The 20,879-nt window shown below is 68.8% G+C and carries 14 protein-coding genes; 12 read left to right on the forward strand and 2 right to left on the reverse strand.

Annotated features, from left to right (window positions below):
• Positions 1-31: 31 nt before the first annotated feature.
• Positions 32-4,009 carry an EAL domain-containing protein gene (locus KF684_06915; GenBank protein ID MBX3352648.1) on the forward strand — a complete coding sequence of 1,326 codons (3,978 nt, stop codon included), beginning with the start codon at positions 32-34 and terminating at the stop codon, positions 4,007-4,009.
• A 190-nt stretch (positions 4,010-4,199) separates the two neighbouring features.
• Here KF684_06915 and KF684_06920 read toward each other — a convergent pair whose 3' ends face one another.
• Positions 4,200-6,548, reverse strand: coding sequence for an HDOD domain-containing protein (locus tag KF684_06920; protein ID MBX3352649.1), 2,349 nt, complete (start codon positions 6,546-6,548; stop codon positions 4,200-4,202).
• Between the two features lie 170 nt (positions 6,549-6,718).
• Positions 6,719-7,558: a hypothetical protein gene (locus tag KF684_06925; GenBank protein ID MBX3352650.1), complete on the reverse strand. Its 840-nt coding sequence runs from the start codon at positions 7,556-7,558 to the stop codon at positions 6,719-6,721.
• Between the two features lie 85 nt (positions 7,559-7,643).
• On the opposite strand from KF684_06925, the gene KF684_06930 reads away from it, so the two are divergent.
• The 11 genes from KF684_06930 to KF684_06980 all read left to right on the forward strand — a co-directional run bounded on the left by KF684_06930 (position 7,644) and on the right by KF684_06980 (position 20,865).
• Positions 7,644-9,059: a hypothetical protein gene (locus KF684_06930; GenBank protein ID MBX3352651.1), complete on the forward strand. Its 1,416-nt coding sequence runs from the start codon at positions 7,644-7,646 to the stop codon at positions 9,057-9,059.
• Positions 9,060-9,154: 95 nt separating this feature from the next.
• A complete protein-coding gene (locus tag KF684_06935; protein MBX3352652.1) occupies positions 9,155-9,784 on the forward strand; it encodes a penicillin-binding protein activator LpoB in 630 nt (209 codons plus the stop codon).
• On the forward strand, positions 9,781-11,454 hold the full coding sequence (locus tag KF684_06940) for a M14 family metallopeptidase (GenBank protein ID MBX3352653.1): 1,674 nt from the start codon (positions 9,781-9,783) through the stop codon (positions 11,452-11,454). The genes KF684_06935 and KF684_06940 overlap by 4 nt, the downstream gene beginning before the upstream one ends.
• Before the next feature lie 30 nt (positions 11,455-11,484).
• The gene (locus KF684_06945; protein ID MBX3352654.1) at positions 11,485-12,087 is read left to right on the forward strand and encodes a nitroreductase family protein; all 603 of its coding nucleotides are present in this window, start codon (positions 11,485-11,487) and stop codon (positions 12,085-12,087) included.
• Between the two features lie 116 nt (positions 12,088-12,203).
• Entirely contained in the window at positions 12,204-12,899 is a 696-nt protein-coding gene (locus KF684_06950) for a prepilin-type N-terminal cleavage/methylation domain-containing protein (GenBank protein ID MBX3352655.1), read from the forward strand.
• A gap of 217 nt (positions 12,900-13,116) precedes the next feature.
• Complete coding sequence (locus KF684_06955; protein ID MBX3352656.1) at positions 13,117-13,734, forward strand: UpxY family transcription antiterminator; 618 nt, start codon at positions 13,117-13,119, stop codon at positions 13,732-13,734.
• A gap of 501 nt (positions 13,735-14,235) precedes the next feature.
• Positions 14,236-16,374 (forward strand): dockerin type I repeat-containing protein, encoded by a 2,139-nt coding sequence (locus KF684_06960; protein MBX3352657.1) that lies wholly within the window; start codon positions 14,236-14,238, stop codon positions 16,372-16,374.
• Positions 16,375-16,389: 15 nt separating this feature from the next.
• On the forward strand, positions 16,390-17,700 hold the full coding sequence (locus KF684_06965) for a polysaccharide pyruvyl transferase family protein (GenBank protein ID MBX3352658.1): 1,311 nt from the start codon (positions 16,390-16,392) through the stop codon (positions 17,698-17,700).
• Positions 17,697-19,172 (forward strand): oligosaccharide flippase family protein, encoded by a 1,476-nt coding sequence (locus KF684_06970; GenBank protein MBX3352659.1) that lies wholly within the window; start codon positions 17,697-17,699, stop codon positions 19,170-19,172. Before KF684_06965 ends, KF684_06970 begins: the two co-directional genes overlap by 4 nt.
• A 137-nt stretch (positions 19,173-19,309) precedes the next feature.
• Entirely contained in the window at positions 19,310-19,939 is a 630-nt protein-coding gene (locus tag KF684_06975; GenBank protein MBX3352660.1) for a CatB-related O-acetyltransferase, read from the forward strand.
• Positions 19,936-20,865, forward strand: coding sequence for a sulfotransferase domain-containing protein (locus KF684_06980; GenBank protein MBX3352661.1), 930 nt, complete (start codon positions 19,936-19,938; stop codon positions 20,863-20,865). Before KF684_06975 ends, KF684_06980 begins: the two co-directional genes overlap by 4 nt.
• Positions 20,866-20,879 lie beyond the last annotated feature (14 nt).

The raw sequence follows: 20,879 nt of genomic DNA on the forward strand, positions 1-20,879 counted from the left end.
ACCCTCTCCCGTCCGGGTCGGTGGCTCCATCATGGTCGCCACGACGCGCACAGAGTCCGATCACTTCCGAGGCGTGCCCAGGAACTGGGGCGCGTTGCGTTCGCGCGCCGCCATCGACGGGCTGATCGCCGCGATCGTGATCTTCTCGATCGCGTGCTGCGCCGACTGGAGTCTGTGGCGGGCGGCCGAGCGCAGCGCGCTCAGCCACACGCAAGCCGATCTCTCGCGCCTCGCGGCGGTCGCCGCGACCGCGATCGACGTCGAGCTGCACGAGCGGATCATGCGCGACCCGTCGCTGCAGAACACCGAGGAATACAGGCGCGCCGTCGAGCCGCTTCGTCGCATGATGCTCGCGGCGAGCGACGTCACCTACATCTACACCGCCGTGCGCGACGGGGACAAGGTGCGCTTCGTGCTCGACGCCGCGGAGCCGGGCGACCACGACGGCGACGGCCGGGAGGACCAGGCGCAGATCTGGGAGGAGTACGTCGACCCCGAGCCCATTATCTACGAGGCGCTCGGCGACGGGTTCTCGGCCGGTCGTCGCGTCGCGAGCCAGAGGCCCTATTCCGACGCGTGGGGCACGTTCATCACCGGCTACGCGCCCATCCACGACGCCAGCGGCGAGCAGGTGGGCGTCGTCGGCGTGGATATGGCGGCCGACGACTACATGCGAGATCGCGCCGTGCGCAGCCAGGCGGCGATGTGGGGCCTGCTCCCGGCGTTCTTCTTCTCGCTGCTGGCGGGCTATGGTGTCGCGGCGCTGCGTCGTCGGCAGCTGCGCGCTGTCGCCGAGCTGGAAGACGAGCGCCACCACGCGAGCCGGCTGGCCGACGTGGCCCGCAGGACTCAGAACGCGGTCGTCGTGACCGACGCGCTGGGGCGCATCGAGTGGATCAACGAGGGCTTCACGCGCATCACGGGCTACACGCTGGGCGAGGTGCGCGGGCGCAAGGCCGGAGACTTCCTGCAGGGGCCGGATTCAGATCCGACCGAGGTCAGGCGGATGTCGGAGGCGATCCACGCGGCAAAGCCCATCGATGTCGAACTGATCAACTACACGAAGGACGGCAGGGCATACTGGATCAGGATCGAGATCGAGCCGGTGCGAGACTCGTCAGGCGCTCTGACCGGGTTCATGGCGATCGAGAGCGACATCACGGCGCGCCGGGAGACCGAGAACGCGCTGCGAGAGTTCAAGGAGCGCCTCGAGATCGCGACCGACGCCGGATCGATCGGCATCTGGGACTACGACCTCGTCTCCGGATCGCTCACCTGGGACCAGCGGATGCACTCGCTGTACGGGATTGGCCCCGATGAGTTCACGGGGGACTTGCGCTCGTGGGAGAGCGTGGTCGTCCCGGAGGACGCGGCGCGCGTCATGGCGGACCTGCATGCGGCGATCGAGCAGCGAGCAGACTTTCAGGCCGAGTTCAGGATACTGCGATCAGGCGGCGAGCTTCGGCACATCCAGGCCAACGCCAAGGTGATCCGCGCCGCGGACGGCAGCCCGATGCGCGTGGTCGGCGTGAACTTCGACATCACCGAGCGCAAGCTCGCGACGGAAGCGATCAGGCGCAGCGAGGAGCGTTTCCGCGTCTTTGTCGAGCAGTCGCCGTCCGCGGTGCTGATGCTCGATCGGGAGATGCGCCACCTCGCGGCGAGTCGGAGGTGGCTCGACGAGATCAAGGCGAACTGTGACGACATCATCGGGCGTCATCACTACGACGTCTATCCGGATCTGAAGGAGGAGTGGAAGGCGGTTCATGCTCGCTGCCTCGCGGGCGCCACCGAGCGATGCAGCGAGGATTGCTTCGTGAGGCAGGATGGCACGCTCCGGTGGACTTCCTGGGAGGTCGCCCCGTGGCGCGACAGCAAGGGACAGATCGGCGGCATCATGATCTTCTCGGCCGACCTGACCGAGAAGAAGCGCGAGGAGGACTTCCTTCGGCAGGCCTCTCGTGTCGCGAAGGTCGGCGCGTGGGAGTTGGACCTGACGACGACAACATCCCGCTGGTCGCCGATGGTCCGAGAGATCTACGAGGTTGAGCCCGACTACACGCCCTCTCTGGAGTCGTCGCTCGAGTTCTATCCGCCCCACGAGCGGGCACGGGTGCAGACCGCTGTCCAGCGTTCCATAGAGACCGGAGAGGGTTTCGACCTCGAGTGCGAGCTGATCACAGCCAAGGGTCGCCACCGCTGGGTCCGTAGCATCGGCGAGGCGGTGATGATCCAAGGCAGGTGCGTGCGGCTGTCGGGCGCGCTCTTCGACATCACGGATCGCAAGAACGCCGAGATCCGCCTTCGCGAGAGCGAGGAGCGGTATTCCCTGGTGCTGGACGGGACCGACGACGCGATCTGGGACTGGGACCTCGTGACCGACACGGTGTACTACTCGCCGCGCATGCGCCGGTATCTCGGGCTGGACGACGTGGACGAATTCGCGGAGCCCGCTCTCTGGCTGGCGCGCATCGACCCGCGCCAGCGCGCGCAGTTTGAGACCGATCTGACGCTGCACATCGAGGGCGCAACCGAGGCGCTGCACACGGAGCTGCGTCTCACCGGCGCCGGCGAGTCGCGCCGCTGGACGCTCTGCCGCGCGCGGGCGGTGCGCGACGAGTCCGGCAAGGCAGTGCGCCTCGTCGGGGCGCTGACCGACATCAGCGAGCTGAAGACGGCGCAGGAGCGTCTGCGCCAGCTGACGCTGCACGACCGCCTGACGGGCCTGCCCAACCGCGTGTTCCTGACCGAGCGTCTGCGCCAGGCGGTCTCGAGGATCAGGCAGGACGGCACGAAGACTTTCTCGGTGCTGTTCTTCGACTTCGACCGCTTCAAGATGATCAACGACGCGCTCGGGCACGCCGTGGGCGACCAGCTGTTGATCGCCATCGCGCAGCGTTTCCGAGAGTCGCTGCGGTCGTGCGATGTCGCGGCCCGGTTCGGCGGCGACGAGTTCGTCGTGATGCTGGACGGCTCGGACGAGGCAGAAGCGCTGGCGATCGCCGAGCGCCTCGTCGGTGTCTTCGCCGCGGCTCACGACCTGGACGGGCACGAGGTCGTGTCGACGGCGAGCGTCGGGATCGCCACGTGGGGCGGGGGGTACGCCGCCGCCGAAGACCTGCTGCGCGACGCCGACGCGGCGCTGCAGATCGCCAAGGCGCTGGGCAAGAACCGCGTGCAGGCCTTCGACGCGACCATGCGGCAGCGCCTCATGCGCCGCCACGAGGTCGAGACCCTCCTGCGCACGATGGAGCCCGGCGACGAGCTCGACGTGGTCTACCAGCCGGTCGTTTCGCTCGAGAGCGGCGAGGTCGTGGGCTTCGAGGCGCTGGTGCGCTGGCCGAAGGCGCCGCTGGGCGAGATCGCTCCGGACGAGTTCATCCCGGTCGCCGAGGAGACAGGCGACATCGTGCGGCTGGGCGAGTGGGTGCTGCGCCGCGCGTGCGAGACCCTGCGAGCGTGGACCGACGAGCTCGGCGGCGCGCGTCGCCCGTGGATCAGCGTGAATCTGTCCAAGCGTCAACTGTCGCAGCCGGACCTCCTCGAGACGATCCAAGCGGTGCTCCGCGACACCCGGGTCCCGGCGTCGTCGCTCAAGCTCGAGATCACCGAGTCGACGATCATGGACCCGCGCCACGACCACATCGAGACGATGCGCCGGATCCGAGCGCTGGGCGTGGGGCTCTCGATGGACGATTTCGGCACCGGCTATTCCTCGCTGAGCAGCCTGCAGCGGTTCCCGATCGAGACGCTGAAGATCGACCGAGGATTCGTCGTGAATCTGACGACGCAGCGCCAGTTCGCCGCCGTCATGCAGTCGATCGTGATGCTCGCGCACCATCTGGACCTGAGCATCGTGGCCGAGGGCGTCGAGACGCATGAGCAGGTCACGCAGCTCCAGTCGATCGGCTGCGGGTACGCGCAGGGGTACTACTTCGCTCGCCCGCTGCACGCGGACCGGGCGCTCGCGATGCTGCGCGAGGGCGACGGCTCCAGAGCCGCCGCCTGAGGGATGCGGCGCGGCGGGCAGGGGGCCTGAAACAACTCGTGGGACAGCGATCGGCGTTGTTCGATCGACGGGCTTGGCTGCCCGATCGGGGTGCGCATCGGCGTCGTGTCAGCAGCGGAGCGTCAGCGCGCCGGGGCGCGCGGGCCAGGGCCTGCGCTGCGCCGGTTCCCGTCGTGTCTGGCTGGGCGGATCAGGCCTCGGCGTCGGTGGTCTCTGCGTCGAGCCCGACGGAGTCTTCCTCGGGGACGGGCTGCGCCTCCATGTCGGGCGGCGCGAGCGGGACGAAGAGGGCGACGGCCAGCCCGCCTCCCGGGTCTGCGCGGAGGGAGATGTCGCCCGCGCTGAGCTCGATGAGGCGCTTGGCGCGCGTGAGCCCCAGCCCGAGGCGCCGGAGCTTCTTCTTGGTCGTGAAGTACGCGTCGAACACCTTGGGCAGGTCGTCGGGCGGGACGCCCTCGCCGTCGTCGCGCACGAGGATCAGCGCGCGCCCCGTGTTGTGGTCGACGTGGCCCCGGATCTCGACGATCTCGCTCTTCTCGCTCTCGAGCCCGTTGACGATAACCTCGGCGAGGGCGTCGATGACCTGCTCGGGGTCGACGAGGACGTTGGGCAGGTTGGGCTCTGCGAGCACGCGCGGCCTGGGCTGGGGGTAGCGGCGCGGGTCGTGCTTGTAACGCCCTCGGGCCTCGCGGCTGGCGCGCTCGAGGACCCAGTTGAGCGGGACCGCGGCGCGCTTGATCTCGGGCGTCTCGCTGAAGAGGCGGAGCGTCTGCACGAGCGTGCCGACGTTGGCGCCCGCGAGGGCGATGCCCTCGAGCCAGCGCTGGTCGCGCTGCTTGTCGAGGCCGGGGGCGAGCATCTCGCAGCGGGTGCGGATCATCTCGACCTGCGCCATGAAACTGTCCGTCGCGCCGCTGGCGAGCGAGGCGATGCTCTTGAGGCCTTCGGCTTCGAGCATCGCGACGCGGGCCTGTTCGGCCTTCGCGTCCGCTTGCGTCAGGCGGGAGGTCGCGTCGCGTGCGGCGTCGGACGCGGCGACGACCGCGAGGGCCGACCCCCACGCGCCCAGCAGGGGGCGAAGGGCGGGCGAGTCGGCGCCGGGGTCTTTGTCGAGGAGCAACGCCGCGCCGAGCTGCGCGCCGGCGGGCAGCGCGCAGGCGAACCCGGACGCGAGACGACCCGCGAAGAAGGGGTCGTTGGCGAGCCACGCGGCCTTCGGCGCGAGGGGTTGCGCCGGCTTGTCGCCCTTGAAGTGGTCGCGCAGCGCCGCGTCGTTCTGGGGCGGGTTGATCGCGCCGGAACGAACGCCGGCGTCGCTGATCGCGAAGACGCGGCACGCGCCCCCGGGCACGGGCTGCACGCAGAGTGCCACGGTGGCGCCCCCGAGCGACTCGCGCGCCGATTCGAGGATCGCGCCCGCCGCGTCCTCGAGCGAGGCGCCTTGCGCGATCCTGGACTGGAACGCGCTGACGGCGGCGAGGGCGGCCTTCTGGCGCTCGACCAGCTTCTCGCGCGGCGTCTCGCGGGCGCGCTGGCGCTCCAGCTCGCCCCGGGTGCGCTTGAGCGTGATGCCGAAGAGCTCGCCGACCGACGCGCCCTTCATCCCCACGATCGTCGCGCGTGCGGAGACGGCGTCCATCAGCGTGCGTTCGATCGCTCCGAGCGTCTGGGGGTCGACCTGGCAGACCACGCCGGCGCGCTCGAGCGCGTCGCGCGTGGGGGCGTCGCCGAACCAGGCGAGCTGCGAGAAACGCGTGAGCGCGCTCGCGAGGTTGACGGTGGTGATGACCGGCTTGTGAGGGGTCTGCGGCACGCGGTCGGGCGTGACCCCGGCAAGCCAGATCGAGTCGCGCACCGACTGGGGCAGCTGCCAGCGCTCGGCGACCTTGCGACCGACGGTGTGGTGGTCGATGCCCATGATGGCGCGCTCGATCTCGGCGAGGTCCTTGCCCTCACGCTCGGCGAAGGCCGCGACACGCGCGAACGAGCGGGGGAGGATCGAGTCCAGCGCCAGCACGCCCAGACTCTGGGCGAAACCGGCGAGGAACGCGTCGGCGACATCGACCGGCTCGCCCCCCGACGAACGGGCGGAGGCGAGGGATTCTGCGGCGCTCGCGACGCCCATCGACGACAGCCAGAACACGCGGCGGTCCATCGTTGGCGCGTTGGGGTCGGCCCCGGCGTCGCCCTCCAGCGAGACGGTCGGGCGCTCGGCGTAGGCGTCGTAGAGCTGGCACGCGACGACGGCGGCGCGCAGCGTCGAGAGCCCGGCGAGCAGCGCGACATCGTCGATGGAGTTGATGTCCTTGCCGGAGTTCGCCTTGCCCGACGCGGCGCACAGCAGTTTCGCGATCGCGAGGGCGCGCGGCGTCAGCGACGCGTCCGCTTCGATCAGCGACACCACCTCGCGGGGCTCGAAGGAGTCCTCTTTCGCGGCCAGGAGTTGCGCCGACGCGTCCGGCGGGCCGGGAAGGTCGCCCAGGCGTCCAAGAACCTGTTCGGCACGACGGGCGGGAGATTGATCGTTCTGGGTCGTCACGGAGTGTCCCTCGAGTCGCCGCGGCCGCGGCGCACCGGGTCCATCATCGACGACATCCGAGCCACGCTTTCCGCGGCGGGGAGGGGCGAGGGCGCCCGGCGCGCGGCGGGGCTCCGCTGAGCGTCACACCCGGCGCAGACGCGCCAGTCGTCACAACCGGCGCAGACGCGTCAGCGGTTCGTCTCGCCCACGATCGAGGGGGCGGCGGCGTCGGCGTCGCGCGAGGGGACGCGCTCGACGAGGTACATGGTGGGCAGGAGGTAGTTTCGCCCCTGATGCGCGAAGAACTCTCCCGACAGCGAGACCACCGGCGGCTCCGGGGAAAACGCCGCGAGTGACTCGAGCTCCTCGAGCATCAGCGAGGGGAGCATCATCACCGGGATCGTGGTCGCAGGGTCGCGTTCGAGCGCGCCCTCGGGCGTGAGTTGCTCGAAGAAGGCCCACCCGGCCGGGTTCTGGAGGATCCGCCCTCGGACAAGGGTGACCCTCGTGCCCTCGCGCCGGACGGGCGTGGCCTCGCGGCGCGGCTCGCCGGCGCGGCCCGGCGCTCGCGCGCGATCGGTCCGCTGGCGTTCGAAATCGCGCACGAGGTCGGCGACGGTTGGCCCTCCGGTGAGTGACTGCTCGGGCGAGGGCGACGCGTCGTCGATGCCCGGGGCCGAGAACGCGCTCAGGAGGAGGTAGTTCCTTTCCCGGTGCACGAAGACCCGGCCGGAGAGCCGGTATCGCCCCTCGCCGCGCGCGCCGACGACCTGCTCGAGCTCTCCGAGGCGCAGCGAGGGCGAGAGCGTGAAATGGCGGACCTTTCCCTTGTGGACGGTCTCGAAGACCCACCCGTCGTCGAAGGCCCGGAGCACGCCGTCGGCGCTCACGAGCTGCTCGCCCTCGCGGATGAGCGGGGCGGGGCGGGCGAGGTCGCTGCTCTCGGCCGGTCGCTCGTTCTGGGCGAGCGCCCCCGCGGGCGCCGCGAGGAGGATCGCGAGGAACAGGCTGGTCGAGCGACGCGTCATCCCTCTTTCGTCGGACACAGAGGCCCGCGTCGTGCACACCTCTGCGTCGGTCAGCCCCGGGGGGCGGATACCCTGAGTCCCGGCCATGGTCCGAATACCGCGCATCGCGACGATCGTTCTCGGGGCGTGCTCGCTGCTCGCGCCGGCGGGCTGCCGGAGCGCGTTCGAGGATCACCGGTCGGGCCTGCGATCAGCCGCGGCCCAGGGCCGGTGGGAAATAGCCGCCGCCGCGATGGACGACCCCGTCATCATCGACCGGTACGGGCAGCGGAACCGGCTGCTGTGGCTTCTGGATCGGGGGACGGTCGCGCAGGCGATGGGGGACCACGCGAAGGCGATCGAGACGCTCAACGCGGCCGAGGACATCATGGACCGCTCGATGCGCGAGTCGCTTGGGGATGTGCTCGGCGCGCTGCTCATCAACGACACGGTGCGCCGGTACACGGGCGAGCCGTACGAGGACATCTACGTCAATGTGATCAAGATGCTCGCGCACCTTGAGGCCGGCGCGTTCGACGACGGGGCCACGATCGAGGCGCGTCGGATCGCGTCGAAGGCGAACCTGCAGCGGGACCGCTATCTGAAGCTCCTGCCCGCGACGCGCGACGCGGCGCTGCGCCGCATGGAGGACGCGGCGCAGTCCCGGGGCGCCGCCCCGGGCTCGGAGTCGTATGTCCCGCGATACTCGCTGGATGTCCCCCCCAGCGTGGGCGGCGTGATCGCCGAGAACCGGCAGGGCGAGTTCATCGAGTCCACCCTCGGGCTGTTCCTGACGACGGCGATGTGGATGCACTTCGGGGAGGCCGGCAACCAGCGCGTCGCCGCCGAGCGTCTGGTGCAGACCATCGACCTCCATCGCGAGTTGATGCAGGGGGTCGACCCGGCGCCCTTCGCGCCGCTCGCGAGCGCCGAGGCCCGCGAGCACAACCTGCTGCTGGTCGCGACGTCCGGGCTCGGGCCGACGAAGACCGCGTTCCGCTTCCCGCCGCTGATCATCGACGGCGCGCCGATCTACTTCGAGTTGCCGATCGTCCGTCGCGTGCCGAGCGCCGCGTCGTCGGCGCGCGCGATCGTGAACAACACCCGCGTGATCGATCTGGCGCTCGTCGAGGACCTGGGCCAGGTCGCGGAGGAGAACCACCGGCGCGCGCTCGCGCTGACCTACATCCGCACGATCGCCCGGGCGGCGACGAAAGCGATCGCGACCCGGGCGGCGGTGAAGCACGTCGAGCGGCGCAACGACGACGACTGGGTCCGTTTGGGGGTGAACCTCGCCGGGCTGCTGGTTCCCGTGCTGACGGAGCGCGCTGACCTTCGCGCGTGGGAGACGCTGCCCGGGCAGGCGCACGGCGCGCTGGTCGGGCTTCCGCCGGGCGAGCACACGGTGCGACTGGAATGGGTCGGCGCCGGGGGGCGCGTGGTGGACGAGTCCCGGGTGTTCACCGTGCGGGTGGAGCGCGAGGGCCAGTTCCGGGCGGTGATCGCGCGGTCTGCCCGGTAGGGAATCGTTCAGGGCTCGGAACCGGCCCGGGTGGCCCGCGTCGGGTACGCTGTGAGTGAACGCTAAGCGGCCGCGCGAGCGGCGGGAGTTTCGTCATGCACGGACAGGAGCGTCGTTTGCGATACAGCATCGGGTGCGCGTTGGTCGCGGCGGGGGCGCTGACGCTGGTCGCGTCGTCGGGCTGCAAGAGCCGCACCGTCACGCGCGTGGACCCCACGGATGTCCGCGACCTCGATTACCGGTTCGACGAGGACGACGCGCGCGAGACCGCCAACACGATGATCCGCGACGCGCTGTCGCAGGGCTGGATCGACAACTGGATGGCCAGGCACGACCAGCGCCCGATCATGATCGTCGGCACGGTCCGCAACGAGACGAGCGACTACCTCGACAGCAAACTGTTCACGAAGCAGATCGAGCGGGCGCTGATCAACTCTGGCCGGGTCCGGATTGTCGCGGCCCGCGACGAGCGGGGCGAGATCCGCGACGAACGCCGGCAGGGGCTCGACTGGTCGCGCCCGGAGACCGTGAAGCAGCAGGCCTATGAGCTTGGCGCCGACTTCATGATGATCGGGCGCGTCGGCGAGAACATCGAGCGGTCGCGCGACGGACGACAGCGCATCGTCTACTACCAGGTCAACCTCGAGATGATCGACATGGAGAGCAACGAGAAGGTCTGGATCGGCGAGACCCAGATCGAGAAGCGCGTGCGAGACCGAGGATGAACACCAAAGTCCACTCACTCCTCGCGGCCTGCGCGTGCGCCGTGGCGGCGCTCGCCGGCTGCGCCACCAGACCCGGGGTCGAGCCCATGGCCCAGACCGACGCGAGCGAGGCGCCCGTGCCGACGGCGCTGCTCACGGTCGCCGAGCGATCCGACTGGCGCGCCACCGCGACCTACGACGAGACGATCGCGCTGTGCGCCGAGCTGGAACGACGCAGCGATCTTGTCACGCTGAGGTTCATCGGGACGACGCACGAGGGGCGGCGCATCCCCATGCTCATCGTGGGCGACAGGCCCCACGCCACGGCGCAGCAGGCCCGGCGCGGCGGGAAGATCGTCGCGCTGCTCTTCGCGAACATCCACGCGGGCGAGGTCTGCGGCAAAGAGGCGTTCCCGATGCTCGTGCGCGACATCGTGCTGAACCCACGCGCCGAGCGGAACCGCGCGATCCTCGACCGGATGACCCTGCTGGTGCTGCCGATCTACAACGCCGACGGCAACGAGCGATTCAGCCCGACGAACCGGCCCGGGCAGCTCGGCCCGGTCGAAGGCATGGGCCAGAGGGCCAACGCGCAGGGGCTCGACCTCAACCGCGACTACATGAAGGCACGCGCCCCCGAGACGCGCGCGATGCTCCGGCTGCTCACGGACTGGGACCCCGACATCGTGTTCGACTCGCACACGACAAACGGCTCGTACATCCGGTACACGCTGACCTACGGGGCGCCGCAGAACCCGGCCTCGCCTCACGACCCGATGCTCTTCGTGCGCGACACGATGCTGCCCGAGGTCGGGAGGCGCGTGCTGGATCGCGCGGGCTACGACACATTCTTCTACGGGAACTTCAACCGCGATCGCACCGCGTGGGAGACCTACGACGCGCTGCCGCGGTTCGGCGGGAATTACCACGGGCTGCGCGGGCACATGTCGGTGCTGCTCGAGGCGTATTCGTACGCGTCGTACAGGGACCGGGTGCTCTCGACGCTCGAGTTCACGCGCGACGCGCTGCTGTTCGCTGCCGAGCGTTCCGACGACATCCGCTTCATGAACGAGCGCGCGCGCAGGGCCGTGGTCGAGAAGGGTCGCGTCTACGACGAGACGGACACGGTTCCCATCCGTTCCCGGCTCGTGGCGTTCGACAGGCCGGTGACCGTCAAGGCGTTCGCGCCGGTGGAGGACCGGCAGGCGCACCGTCGCGCCGTGGTCGAGAGCGCCCTGCGGAACGAGGTCCCCGACCTCGGCGAGCCGATGGACGTCGAGGTGAAGCACTATGGGCGCTACGAGCCGACGCTCTCGGTGGTCCGACCGCTTGAGTACGCGATCCCGCCCGGTCACGACGCGGTCATCGAGAACCTGCGTGCCCACGGGCTGGTCGTCGAGCCGGTGCGCGTGCCGCGGGTGGTGACGGCGGAGGTCTACACCGTCGACGCCGTGACGCGCGCCGAGCGCGAGTTCCAGGGCGTGCGGACGGTGCTCGTCGACGCGACGCCCCGGCGCACCGCGACGCCCATCGGCGAGGGCTGGCACGTCGTGCGAACAGCGCAGCCCCTGGGAATCCTGGCGGTCTATCTGCTCGAACCCCAGAGCGACGACGGGCTTGCACACTGGCGCTTCTTCGACGACTCGGTGCGCGAAGGGGCCGATTTCCCCGTGCTGCGCGTCGTGAACTGAACAGCATTTCTCCGAAAGGAACGCGACGCGATGACGAAGGTCTCCAACATCGACCCGATGGCCAGCCGCGACTCGTCGCACGGCGTGGCACCCCTGTTCGTGCGGCGCTGGTCGCCCCGCGCGATGTCCGGCGAGCCGATCGCCGACTCCGAACTCAGCCGCCTCCTCGAGGCGGCGCGCTGGTCGCCTAGCGCGTACAACGACCAGCCATGGCGCATCGTGTACGCGAAGCGCGACACGCCCGAGTGGGACGCGCTCTACGCCGGGCTCGTCGAGTTCAACCAGATCTGGACGAAGAACGCCGCGGCCCTGCTCGTGTTCGTCTCGAAGCAGACGATGACGAGCAAGGAGGGGCCCAACGAGACCGCTTCGTTCGACACCGGCGCCGCGTGGATGAGTCTCGCGCTGCAGGCGTCGATGATGGACCTCGTCGCCCACGGCATGGCGGGCTTCGATCGCGACAAGATCGCGAAGGCGATCGGGCTGCCGAAGGATCATCGCATCGAGGCGATGGCGGCGGTGGGCAAGCCGGGCGACATCGGCGTCCTGCCCGAGCGCATGCAGAAGGGCGAGACGCCCAGCGGACGCAACGCGATTCAGCAGGTCGCGTTCCGCGGCGCGTTCCCGGCGTAAACCCCCGAACCCGCGCAGATCCCGTGAATCCTCACCGAACGCGGAACCGGGGCGACCCGACGCCCATACAACGGGAGGACCTGCACCCATCGGGCGATCGACGCCCGGATTTGCCCATGAGAAGCACTCGCGATGGATTCACGCTGCTCGAGCTGCTCGTCGTCGTCGCGATCGCGGCGGCGGTGATCGGGATTCTCTTCCCGCTGCTCGCGAGCGCCCGGGCCGCGACCCGCGATGTGTCGTGTCTCAGCAATCTTCGCTCGGGCGCGGCGGCGTGGCGTCTCTACGGCATCGACAACAACGGCCGATCCCCGGCGCTGGGCGTCCCGTGGGCGACCGAGCCCAACTGGGCGATGGTTGTGCAGCGATACAGCGATCGCGCGTCGCGCAGCGCCAACGAGGTGACCGCCGCCAGGTCCGTGCTCGTCTGCGCCTCGACGCAGCGCCGCTACCCGAGCGTGGAGATGACCAGGACCTACGCCGCCAACGTCACGGGTTTCTCCGGGCTCGAGGGCGACGCCGGCGACTTCGACGCGGCGCCGACCTTCGTCCGCTTCGAGCGCGTCCGTTTCCCGGCGTCGTCTCCCATGATGCTCGACTCGGCCCCGATCCTGCCCGGGCCCGACCTGCCTCCCCCGACGCGCACCGCGAGCGTCATCGACTTCCGCGACCCCGACCATGTCGCGCAGCGGATCGGCAGGGTGCATTCCAAGGGCCGCGACGACGGGCACTTCCAAGTCGCGTTCTATGACGGGTCGGCGTCCCGGCACGACGACGTCGAGGACCAGTGGCGCCTGCCGCTGGAGGACTGAGGCGCGATTTCTGCGCGACGCCAGCCCTGCCCGGCGCGGCGGGCGCGCCGGGGGGGTGAACTTCGAGCGAAGGTGCTCCCCGAACTCAGGTTCTGACGATGTCGTACCGATGAACATCGCGTCAGGTCCCGAAACACGATGAACGGGCGCCGTTCCCCCGTGAAATGGGGTTGGCGTAGACTGTTGTGTTCTCGGGCGTGAGGCGGTGGGAGTTCGGATGGCGATGGGAGGTCAGCAGGGTCATCACGAGGGTTCGGTCTGCACGGCGGCGCCCGCTTCGGCGCGTCAGTGGCGGTTCGATCCCGTCGCCTGGGAGTTCCCGGGCGAGAGTGCGCCGCTCCCCCCCGAGTCGCCCCGCTGGCACGTCGTTCATACGAAGAGTCGCCAGGAGAAGGTCCTCAGCGAGCTGTTGCTGGCGTCGGGGGTCGAGAGTTTCCTGCCGCTGGTCCGAAAGGTCCGGCACTACGGGCACCGACGCCGGGTCGTCGAGGCGCCGCTGTTCCCGTCGTACCTGTTCCTGTGGGGGTCGCCCGAAGCGACCTACATCGCGACCGGGACGAAACGGGCCGCCGGGGTGGTGCGCGTTCCCGACCAACTGCGGCTCGATCGGGAACTCCAGCAGATCCGGCTGGCGCTGGAGGGGCACGCCGAGCTCGACCCCTACCCGTTTCTCGAGAAGGGCCGCCCGGTGCGAGTGACCGGCGGGCCGCTGCGAGGAGTCGAGGGTCTGATCGAAGATCGCCGATCTCCTCACCGATTGATTCTGCAGATCCACACGCTCGGCAGGGCGACAGCCCTGGAAATCGATCCGAGCCTTGTCGAACCCCTGGACTGAGCGCGCCCGAGGAGCCCTCGGCTTCTCGGAACCTCAGGCCAATCAGAGAGTTGTGCAGCAGCGCCGGCGTCCCGGACCCGCGCGCGAGAGGGACGAAGTCCGCCCGCACGGCGGAGGACATCCCCCTGAAAGGGCGACTCGCCGGTCAAGGACTCCCCTCGGAGAAACCCGCTCGGCCGGTCAGGTGTCTGAGAACGCAGCCATGGATTGTCACCCGCACGATGCCCGAGAAGGGCGTGCCGCACGCTGTCCCGATGGCGCGCGCCCGCGACGCGTCCGGAAAGGCGCGCCCCGCGTGGCTGGCATCGCGACCGCGCCGCCCGGTCAAGCGATGACGCCGAAATCGACGCCGATGTCCGCCTCGCGACCGCGATCGCTTCCCTGGGCTGAACGAACCGACGCCCCCGGACCCCAGGCGGCGATCGTGACCCCAGCCGCCCTGATCACTGGTCGATCTCCCGAGTGTCCCGGCTTTCCGCCGGGCTATCGGGAGTTCGCACCATGTATCAGTGCATCAGCAGCTTCGAGCCATTCCGTGTCCGGACGTCCGGCCTTGTCGCCGGCATCCTCACGGGCGCAGCCGGGGCCGGCCTCCTCGCCGAGCCGTCGTTCGCGATGGCAGGCGCCGACAATTCCCAGACTCTGGCGAACCCGACCATCGCAGCACAGCCCTTTGGACCGGATCTGGATGGAAACCAGATCGTTGATATGAAGGACCTGATGATCATGCTGGCGGTCCTGAACGGGGGGGACCACGCGAACCCCGCCTGGGTTCAGTCCGCCGACGTCAACGGCGACGGGGTGATCGACCACGCGGACCTCTCGGAGGTGATCGCGAACTTCGGTCGCACGATCACGCCCCCGCCGCCGCCTCCCCCGACGATCCCCTCTGGCACGATCTCGCGCACGCGCGAAGCCACCGGCTCCCCCGGCGTGATCCGCCCGATCACGCCCCCGCCCCCGCCCCCGCCGCCCCCGCTTGTCCGGCTTATCCCCGGCGACGGCTTCTGGGGCCCAACGCTTGCGCCCGAAATGATCGGCAACCCTGCCCGTCCCGGCGCGGATGCAAAGGCGATCGCTCGCTGGGATGTCGTCCCGTATCAGACCATTTCCGGCCAGTTCACCGTCGGTGTAGTCGCGTTCCATATGAACGGGATCGATCGGGTCTCCTTCTCCGCCAATGGAGGAGAGTGGGTTGACATCACCGAGATGACCCTCAATCCGCGCACCGACGTCTATGAATACTGGGTCACCGTCGACGCCGCCGACTTTCAGGACGGCTTGACCGAGATCCGCGCGGTCGTGTACCCCAAGACCGCCGGGATCCCTCGAGTGCTCGGCGGCGAGATCAATAGCGCCTCGCTCAAGAACGGCGAGCACTCCATTTTCCTGAGCATGAACGCCGGCGGCACGCTGCCCTCGCCGGTCCGCTATGTCTCGGGCAACGGCAGCGACGAGACCGGCGACGGCTCTCGCGACAACCCGTTCCGCACGCCGTACTTTGCCCTGCAGAGCATCCAGCGCGCCGCTGGCAACAGCGTCTCAGACGCGTGCGACGGAGCCATCATCTATTGCCTCCCGGGTGAATACACCTGGGGTCCGGCGACGAGTCCTTTGCCGCGCACGCTGAATCGCTGGGCGACGGTGACACCCGCGCCGGATGTAAGTCGCGATGATGTTATTTTCAACAACTACACCGGCGGTGGGTTCCGTACCCGACTGATCACAGCCAAGAACATTCGGACCGAAGGCGGGATGGTATTCCGGTCTTCCAACCCCTCGGGCAGCACCGACAAGTTTCTCTGGGTGAACAACACCGAGATTGTCGGGCCGGGCCGACTGGTGGCAGACACGCCTCTGCTCGGTCATGTGTGGACCGGGATGTGGGTGACCGATACCACGGTGCGCGATGTTCGAGACGCGTGCCAGCACGCCATCATCGCCCGGAATGTGCACGCCAGCGCCATCAGCTGCGACGCGTTCAGCATGTCGCCTCTGGTCGTGAACTCCAGCATCCACGACATCGACAACGCGGGAACCACCAACCACCCCGACATCCTGCAGTTCAAGGGCAGCGAGAACATCGACAACCACATCGTCTACGGCCTCCGAGCCACCGCCATCAAGGCGCAGGGCATCTTCGCGCGCGGCCCTGAGCGTGTGGACAACATCGCCTTCGTCAATGCTCTCCTCGAGCGCGACCCCGAGCTCCAGACTGCGGGCAAGGCCTCTCAGTGGATGGATGTCGCCACCAATCATCTGCTTATGATCGGCGTCTCCATGCCGAACTACACCTTCTCGTGGCGCACCTCGGCCCTTCACAACATCTACATTCGCGGTTCGGTCTTCCACAAGATGAATGTCGGATCCACCGGCACGGGGGGCAGCGCGATCATCTCCGACTCGTGGTTCCGCAACAACCACTTCATCGACGCCAGCTCCTTCGGCGCGCGTGTCGCCGGCCTCGACGCGACCACCGGCGATCCCAAGTTCGTCAATGCGTTGAGCAAGGACTTCCGCCCCGGCCCCGGGTCGCCCCTCAAGAGCCGCGTCCAGAATCCCCTCATGCGTAACGACGCCCAGGGCGTCCAGCGCGGCGCCACCGCGTCCGTCGGCGCCTACGAGCCCGACATCGACTGATACTCGGCGTCACGAATGACCAACAGCCGCAGACCATTGAAACTCGCCCTCCTGGGCGCTGCGCCGGACACCGGAAACCTCGGAGTCTCGGCGCTTTCGTTCTCCGTCATCGCTGGCGTCGCGCGCCGCCTCCCCGATGCGCAGCTTACCGTCTTCGACCACGGCATCGGGATGCGTGAGGCCACCCTCTTCACCAACAGCACGCCCTTCGCATACCATCGCTGCGGCCTGCGCAACTCCAAACGCCTCTACATGCCCGAGGCCCTGCGCACCGTCCAGGTCGCCTCCGCCCTCGGGGGGCTCTCCAACCCCGCCGCACGCACCTTCCTAGAGGCCGACGCCGTCCTCGACATCACCGGGGGCGACAGCTTTACCGACCTCTACGGCATGCGCCGCTTCCGGGGCGGGCTCCTCGAAAAACGCCTCGCCCTGGGCCATTCGGGCGGGTTGATCCTCCTCCCTCAGACCTTCGGTCCCTACAAGTCTCCCGAGGCGCAGCGCGGCGCCAAGAGCGTGCTGACGCGCGCCAGTCTCGCCATCGCCCGCGACGCCGAGGGCCATGAGCGACTGAAACAACTGCTCGGGGGCGAGTTCGATCCCGTGAGGCACACCCAGGGCGTGGATGTCGCGTTCGCGCTGCCCATCGAGGCGCCGCCCCCCGGTGATCTGGGCGACGAGACCGCGCGCGTGCTCGCGGGCCCGGTGAAGCCCTTCGGGTTCAACATCAGCGGGCTGTGTCTGAACAACCCCGCCGCCGCCGCAGAGCGGTTCGGCTTCCGCGCCGATTACCCCGTCGCGGTGCTCGAGACCCTGCGGACAATCCTCCGTGAGTCCGACGCGCCGCTGCTCCTCGTGCCGCATGTCGTCGCCCCGCCCGGGCACGAGGAATCCGACATCGTGGCGTGCGAGGCCATCGCGTCGCGCCTCGCCGAGTTCCGTGACCGCGTCGTGGTCGCGCCCGCCATGTCCGACCCGCGCCACGCGAAGTGGATCATCTCCCGATGCGCGTGGTTCTGCGGCACGCGGATGCACGCGACCATCGCCGGCCTCTCTTCCGGCGTTCCCACCGCGTCGATCGCGTACAGCCTCAAGACGCGGGGCGTGTTCGCGACCTGCGATTCCTCCGACGCCGTCGCCGATCCGCGCACCAGCGACACTCCCGAAGTGATCGAAGTCGCGGTGAACGCGTGGCGATCGAGGGATCAGCACGCCGCGCGCCTCCGGAACGCGCTGCCGGGCGTCCTCGCCCGCGCCGAGTCGCAGATGGACGAGGTTGTTGAAGCGGCGGCGCGTATCGCCAGCGCGAGAGGTCGGAAGACCGCGTGAGCGAGCCGGCCGGCATCAAGAAGAAGTTCGCCACCAGTGCCGCCACGATGAGTGTGGCGCGCACTGTCGAGCAAATCGCGATCTTCGTGAGGAACCTTATCCTCGCGAACGCGCTCGGCGCTGAGAACCAGGGCGTCGCAGCGACCTTCGCGATCGCGATGACCTTCTTCGAGATGCTCAGCGATTTCGCCGTCAGCCGCCTGCTCATTCAGGCGGACGACGGAGACGATCCTCGCCTCCAGCGCTCCGCGCACGCGTTCGAGGTCGGTCGCGGGCTGCTTTCGGGCCTGATCCTGTTCGCGGCCGCCGCTCCGATCGCGTCGTTCTTCAAGGCCTCGGAGGCGGTGTGGGCCTTTCAACTCATCGCCCTCGTGCCCTTTATCAAGGGCCTCGAGCATCTCGACATCCACCGCATCAAGCGCGCCCTGCGCTTCTCTCGGTACCTGTGGTACACGCTCGTTCCCCAGCTCGTGATGACCGCGATCGCGTACCCACTGGCTCGTGCGACGGGCGACTATTCCGCGTGGGCCTATCTGCTTCTGGTGCAGGCTATTGCTGGCACGCTCGTTTCGCACCTGCTCGCTGAGCGACCGTATCGCATCGGGATGCACCGCGAGCACGCACGCCGGATCTTCGCGTTCGGGACGCCGCTCATGATCAACGGCTTCGTGTACTTCGCCGTGCTCAACGGCGACCGCACCGCGGTGGCGCGGAACTACACCAAGGAAGAGCTCGGCATCTACGCCAATGTGCTCATGCTCACCATGATGGCGGGCCGCTTCACGATGAGCATCGTGAGCCCTCTGGTGCTGCCCGTGCTCTCGCAGGTCAAGAACGATCCTGTGCGCTTTGAGCGTCGGTGCCGTCGTCTCTCGCAGCTCTCGGCGGCCTCGGTGTCGTTCGTCGCTCTTGGTTTCATCCTTGCCGGGCCGTCGCTTCTCGAGGTGCTTTACATCGAGGAATACTGGCCGGGCGCCGCGTTCATCGGGCTGCTTGGCGTCGCGGCGTCGATCCGGAGCATGCGCGTGCTGACGAACGGCGCACAGATGGCCCGCGCGGACAACATGGCAGTCCTTTACTCCAACATGGTGCGGCTGATCGGCGTCGGGCTCGCTTTCTGGGCCGCGTCACGCGGGATGTCGCTCGTGGTTATCGCGTGGTGCGCGGTCATCGGCGAGACGCTGGCGATGATCGCCTCGGCGTGGCTGCTGCAGACCCGTCAGGCGCTATCGGCGATGGTGATGCTCGGACCGCCAGCCGCGGTGGTGGCTGCCGCCGTCGTCGCCGCCGGGATCGTGACGCTGCCTCTGGACACCGGCTGGCCGCGCGTCGATCTGGTGATCGGCGGGGCCATCGCCGCCCTTCTTGGGTTGGGGGTCACAGCGATGCAGCCCGCCTTGCGTGAAGAGTTCGCAGGAGCGCGCGTGGCGCTCGCTCGTCGTCTCGGCGCCCGACGGGGCACGGTCGCGTGACGGTGCTGCCTATGCACACGCACTCTCACCCACACCCCTCGCACGATCGGGCGACGCTCATCCGCCCCGACGCCGTAGCGTGGGCTGAGCGCAAAGAAGCGGGCTCTCGCTGCCGCTGGTCGTCGCAGCTTATCACGATGTACGGCTACGAGCGCCTGCGCCCTCTCGCGGTTCGTCTGGCGATCAAGCGAGAAGGCGGCAAGTTCTTCTCCAAGACCCTCCGTGACTTCTTCCGCGTCCATCACGGCGTCGAGATCGGCGAGTACGCCTACGGCGGCTGCTTCAAGCCGGATTACCTGCCGAGAGGCACTGTCGTCGGGCGCTACGCGTCGGTGTCCAGCTTTATGCGGGTTTACCGGCGGAACCACCCGATCGACCGGCTCAGCCAGTGCCCGATCTTCTATCACAAGAAGGTCGGACTGGTCACGAGCGACAGCATTGATTCGGTCGAGGATAACCCGCTGCGCATCGGTCACGACAGTTGGATCGGTCACGAAGTGGTCATCACGGCTTCGTGCAAGATTATCGGCGACGGGGCGATCGTCGGGGCGGGCGCCGTGGTGACGAAGAATGTGGAGCCGTTCACCGTCGTCGCCGGCAATCCCGCGAGGGTGATCCGGCGTCGGTACCCACCGGATGTCGAGCGTGCTGTGATTGAATCCCGATGGTGGGAGCGGTCGGTGGTGGAACTCGTGAAGCATCCCGACATGCTGGTGCGAACCCTCGCCGCCGAAGACCTGACCCCGTTGATCGAGGGACGCGCATGAGCGACCTCACCCCCCAGCGTTTCGCCGGGTTCCATGTGCCCGAGGTCCCGCTCGGGCCGGCGCGCCTGCCCGACTTCCTGATCATCGGCGCGTGCAAGGCGGGCACCACCACCCTGTGGCGCTATCTGCAACGACACGAGCGGGTCCACATGCTCGAGCCCAAGGAGCCCGAGTTCTTCGCGAAGGACGACATCTATTCGCGCGGCGTGGAGTGGTACAAATCGCTCTTTACTGCGGCCACCGCCGACAAGGTCTGCGGCGAGGCGTCCACGACCTACAGCCGCTGGCCTCACTTCGGCGATGTGCCCGAGCGCATCCATCGCGCATCGCCGAGCATCAAGCTGGTGTACATGCTGCGCCACCCGGCGGACCGGGCCTACTCGCATTACCGGCACAGGATGCGCCTGAATGTGCCGCGGATGACCTTCGAGGAGGCGCTGGCGAGCGACGCGATGTTCGTCGATTCGAGCAACTACATCATGCAGATCGAGAAGTTCCTCGATCGCTTCCCGCGCGAGTCGCTGCGATGCGTGCTGCTCGACGACCTGAAGCGATCACCCGGCGAGACCCTCGAGGGGCTGCAGCGGTTCCTCGGCCTCACCCCGGCGGACCTGACCGCCGATTCGGAGGTGGAAGCCAACACCGCCGAGGCGGCGGGCGGCGACGACTACGCCCGCCAGCGTCTGGGGGCGGCGCTGCGCAGGGCGCCCTTCGCGCACGCGCTCGCGAGAACCCTGCCGCCCTCGCTGCGCAACTCGCTGCGGGACGCGTATGTCCGCAGCCCGCTGGGGCGTCGGAAGGCGAAGGAGTACAAGCCCTCGCCCTTTCTGCCCGAGACCCGAGCGCGTCTCATCGAGTCGTTCATCGAACCGAACCGGCGCCTTGCCGAGTTTCTCGGTCGAGATCTCTCCTTCTGGAACCGATGATCCCCCCGGCAGTC

It is taken from the genome of Phycisphaeraceae bacterium (assembly GCA_019636675.1).
Classification (GTDB): domain Bacteria; phylum Planctomycetota; class Phycisphaerae; order Phycisphaerales; family UBA1924; genus JAHBXC01.

Coding starts and splice junctions, on each gene's coding strand:
- KF684_06915 (MBX3352648.1), top strand. CDS start 32: ATGGTCGCCACGACGCGCACAGAGTCCGATCACTTCCGAGGCGTGCCC.
- KF684_06925 (MBX3352650.1), bottom strand. CDS start 7,558: ATGACGCGTCGCTCGACCAGCCTGTTCCTCGCGATCCTCCTCGCGGCG.
- KF684_06930 (MBX3352651.1), top strand. CDS start 7,644: ATGGTCCGAATACCGCGCATCGCGACGATCGTTCTCGGGGCGTGCTCG.
- KF684_06935 (MBX3352652.1), top strand. CDS start 9,155: ATGCACGGACAGGAGCGTCGTTTGCGATACAGCATCGGGTGCGCGTTG.
- KF684_06940 (MBX3352653.1), top strand. CDS start 9,781: ATGAACACCAAAGTCCACTCACTCCTCGCGGCCTGCGCGTGCGCCGTG.
- KF684_06945 (MBX3352654.1), top strand. CDS start 11,485: ATGACGAAGGTCTCCAACATCGACCCGATGGCCAGCCGCGACTCGTCG.
- KF684_06950 (MBX3352655.1), top strand. CDS start 12,204: ATGAGAAGCACTCGCGATGGATTCACGCTGCTCGAGCTGCTCGTCGTC.
- KF684_06955 (MBX3352656.1), top strand. CDS start 13,117: ATGGCGATGGGAGGTCAGCAGGGTCATCACGAGGGTTCGGTCTGCACG.
- KF684_06960 (MBX3352657.1), top strand. CDS start 14,236: ATGTATCAGTGCATCAGCAGCTTCGAGCCATTCCGTGTCCGGACGTCC.
- KF684_06965 (MBX3352658.1), top strand. CDS start 16,390: ATGACCAACAGCCGCAGACCATTGAAACTCGCCCTCCTGGGCGCTGCG.
- KF684_06975 (MBX3352660.1), top strand. CDS start 19,310: ATGTACGGCTACGAGCGCCTGCGCCCTCTCGCGGTTCGTCTGGCGATC.
- KF684_06980 (MBX3352661.1), top strand. CDS start 19,936: ATGAGCGACCTCACCCCCCAGCGTTTCGCCGGGTTCCATGTGCCCGAG.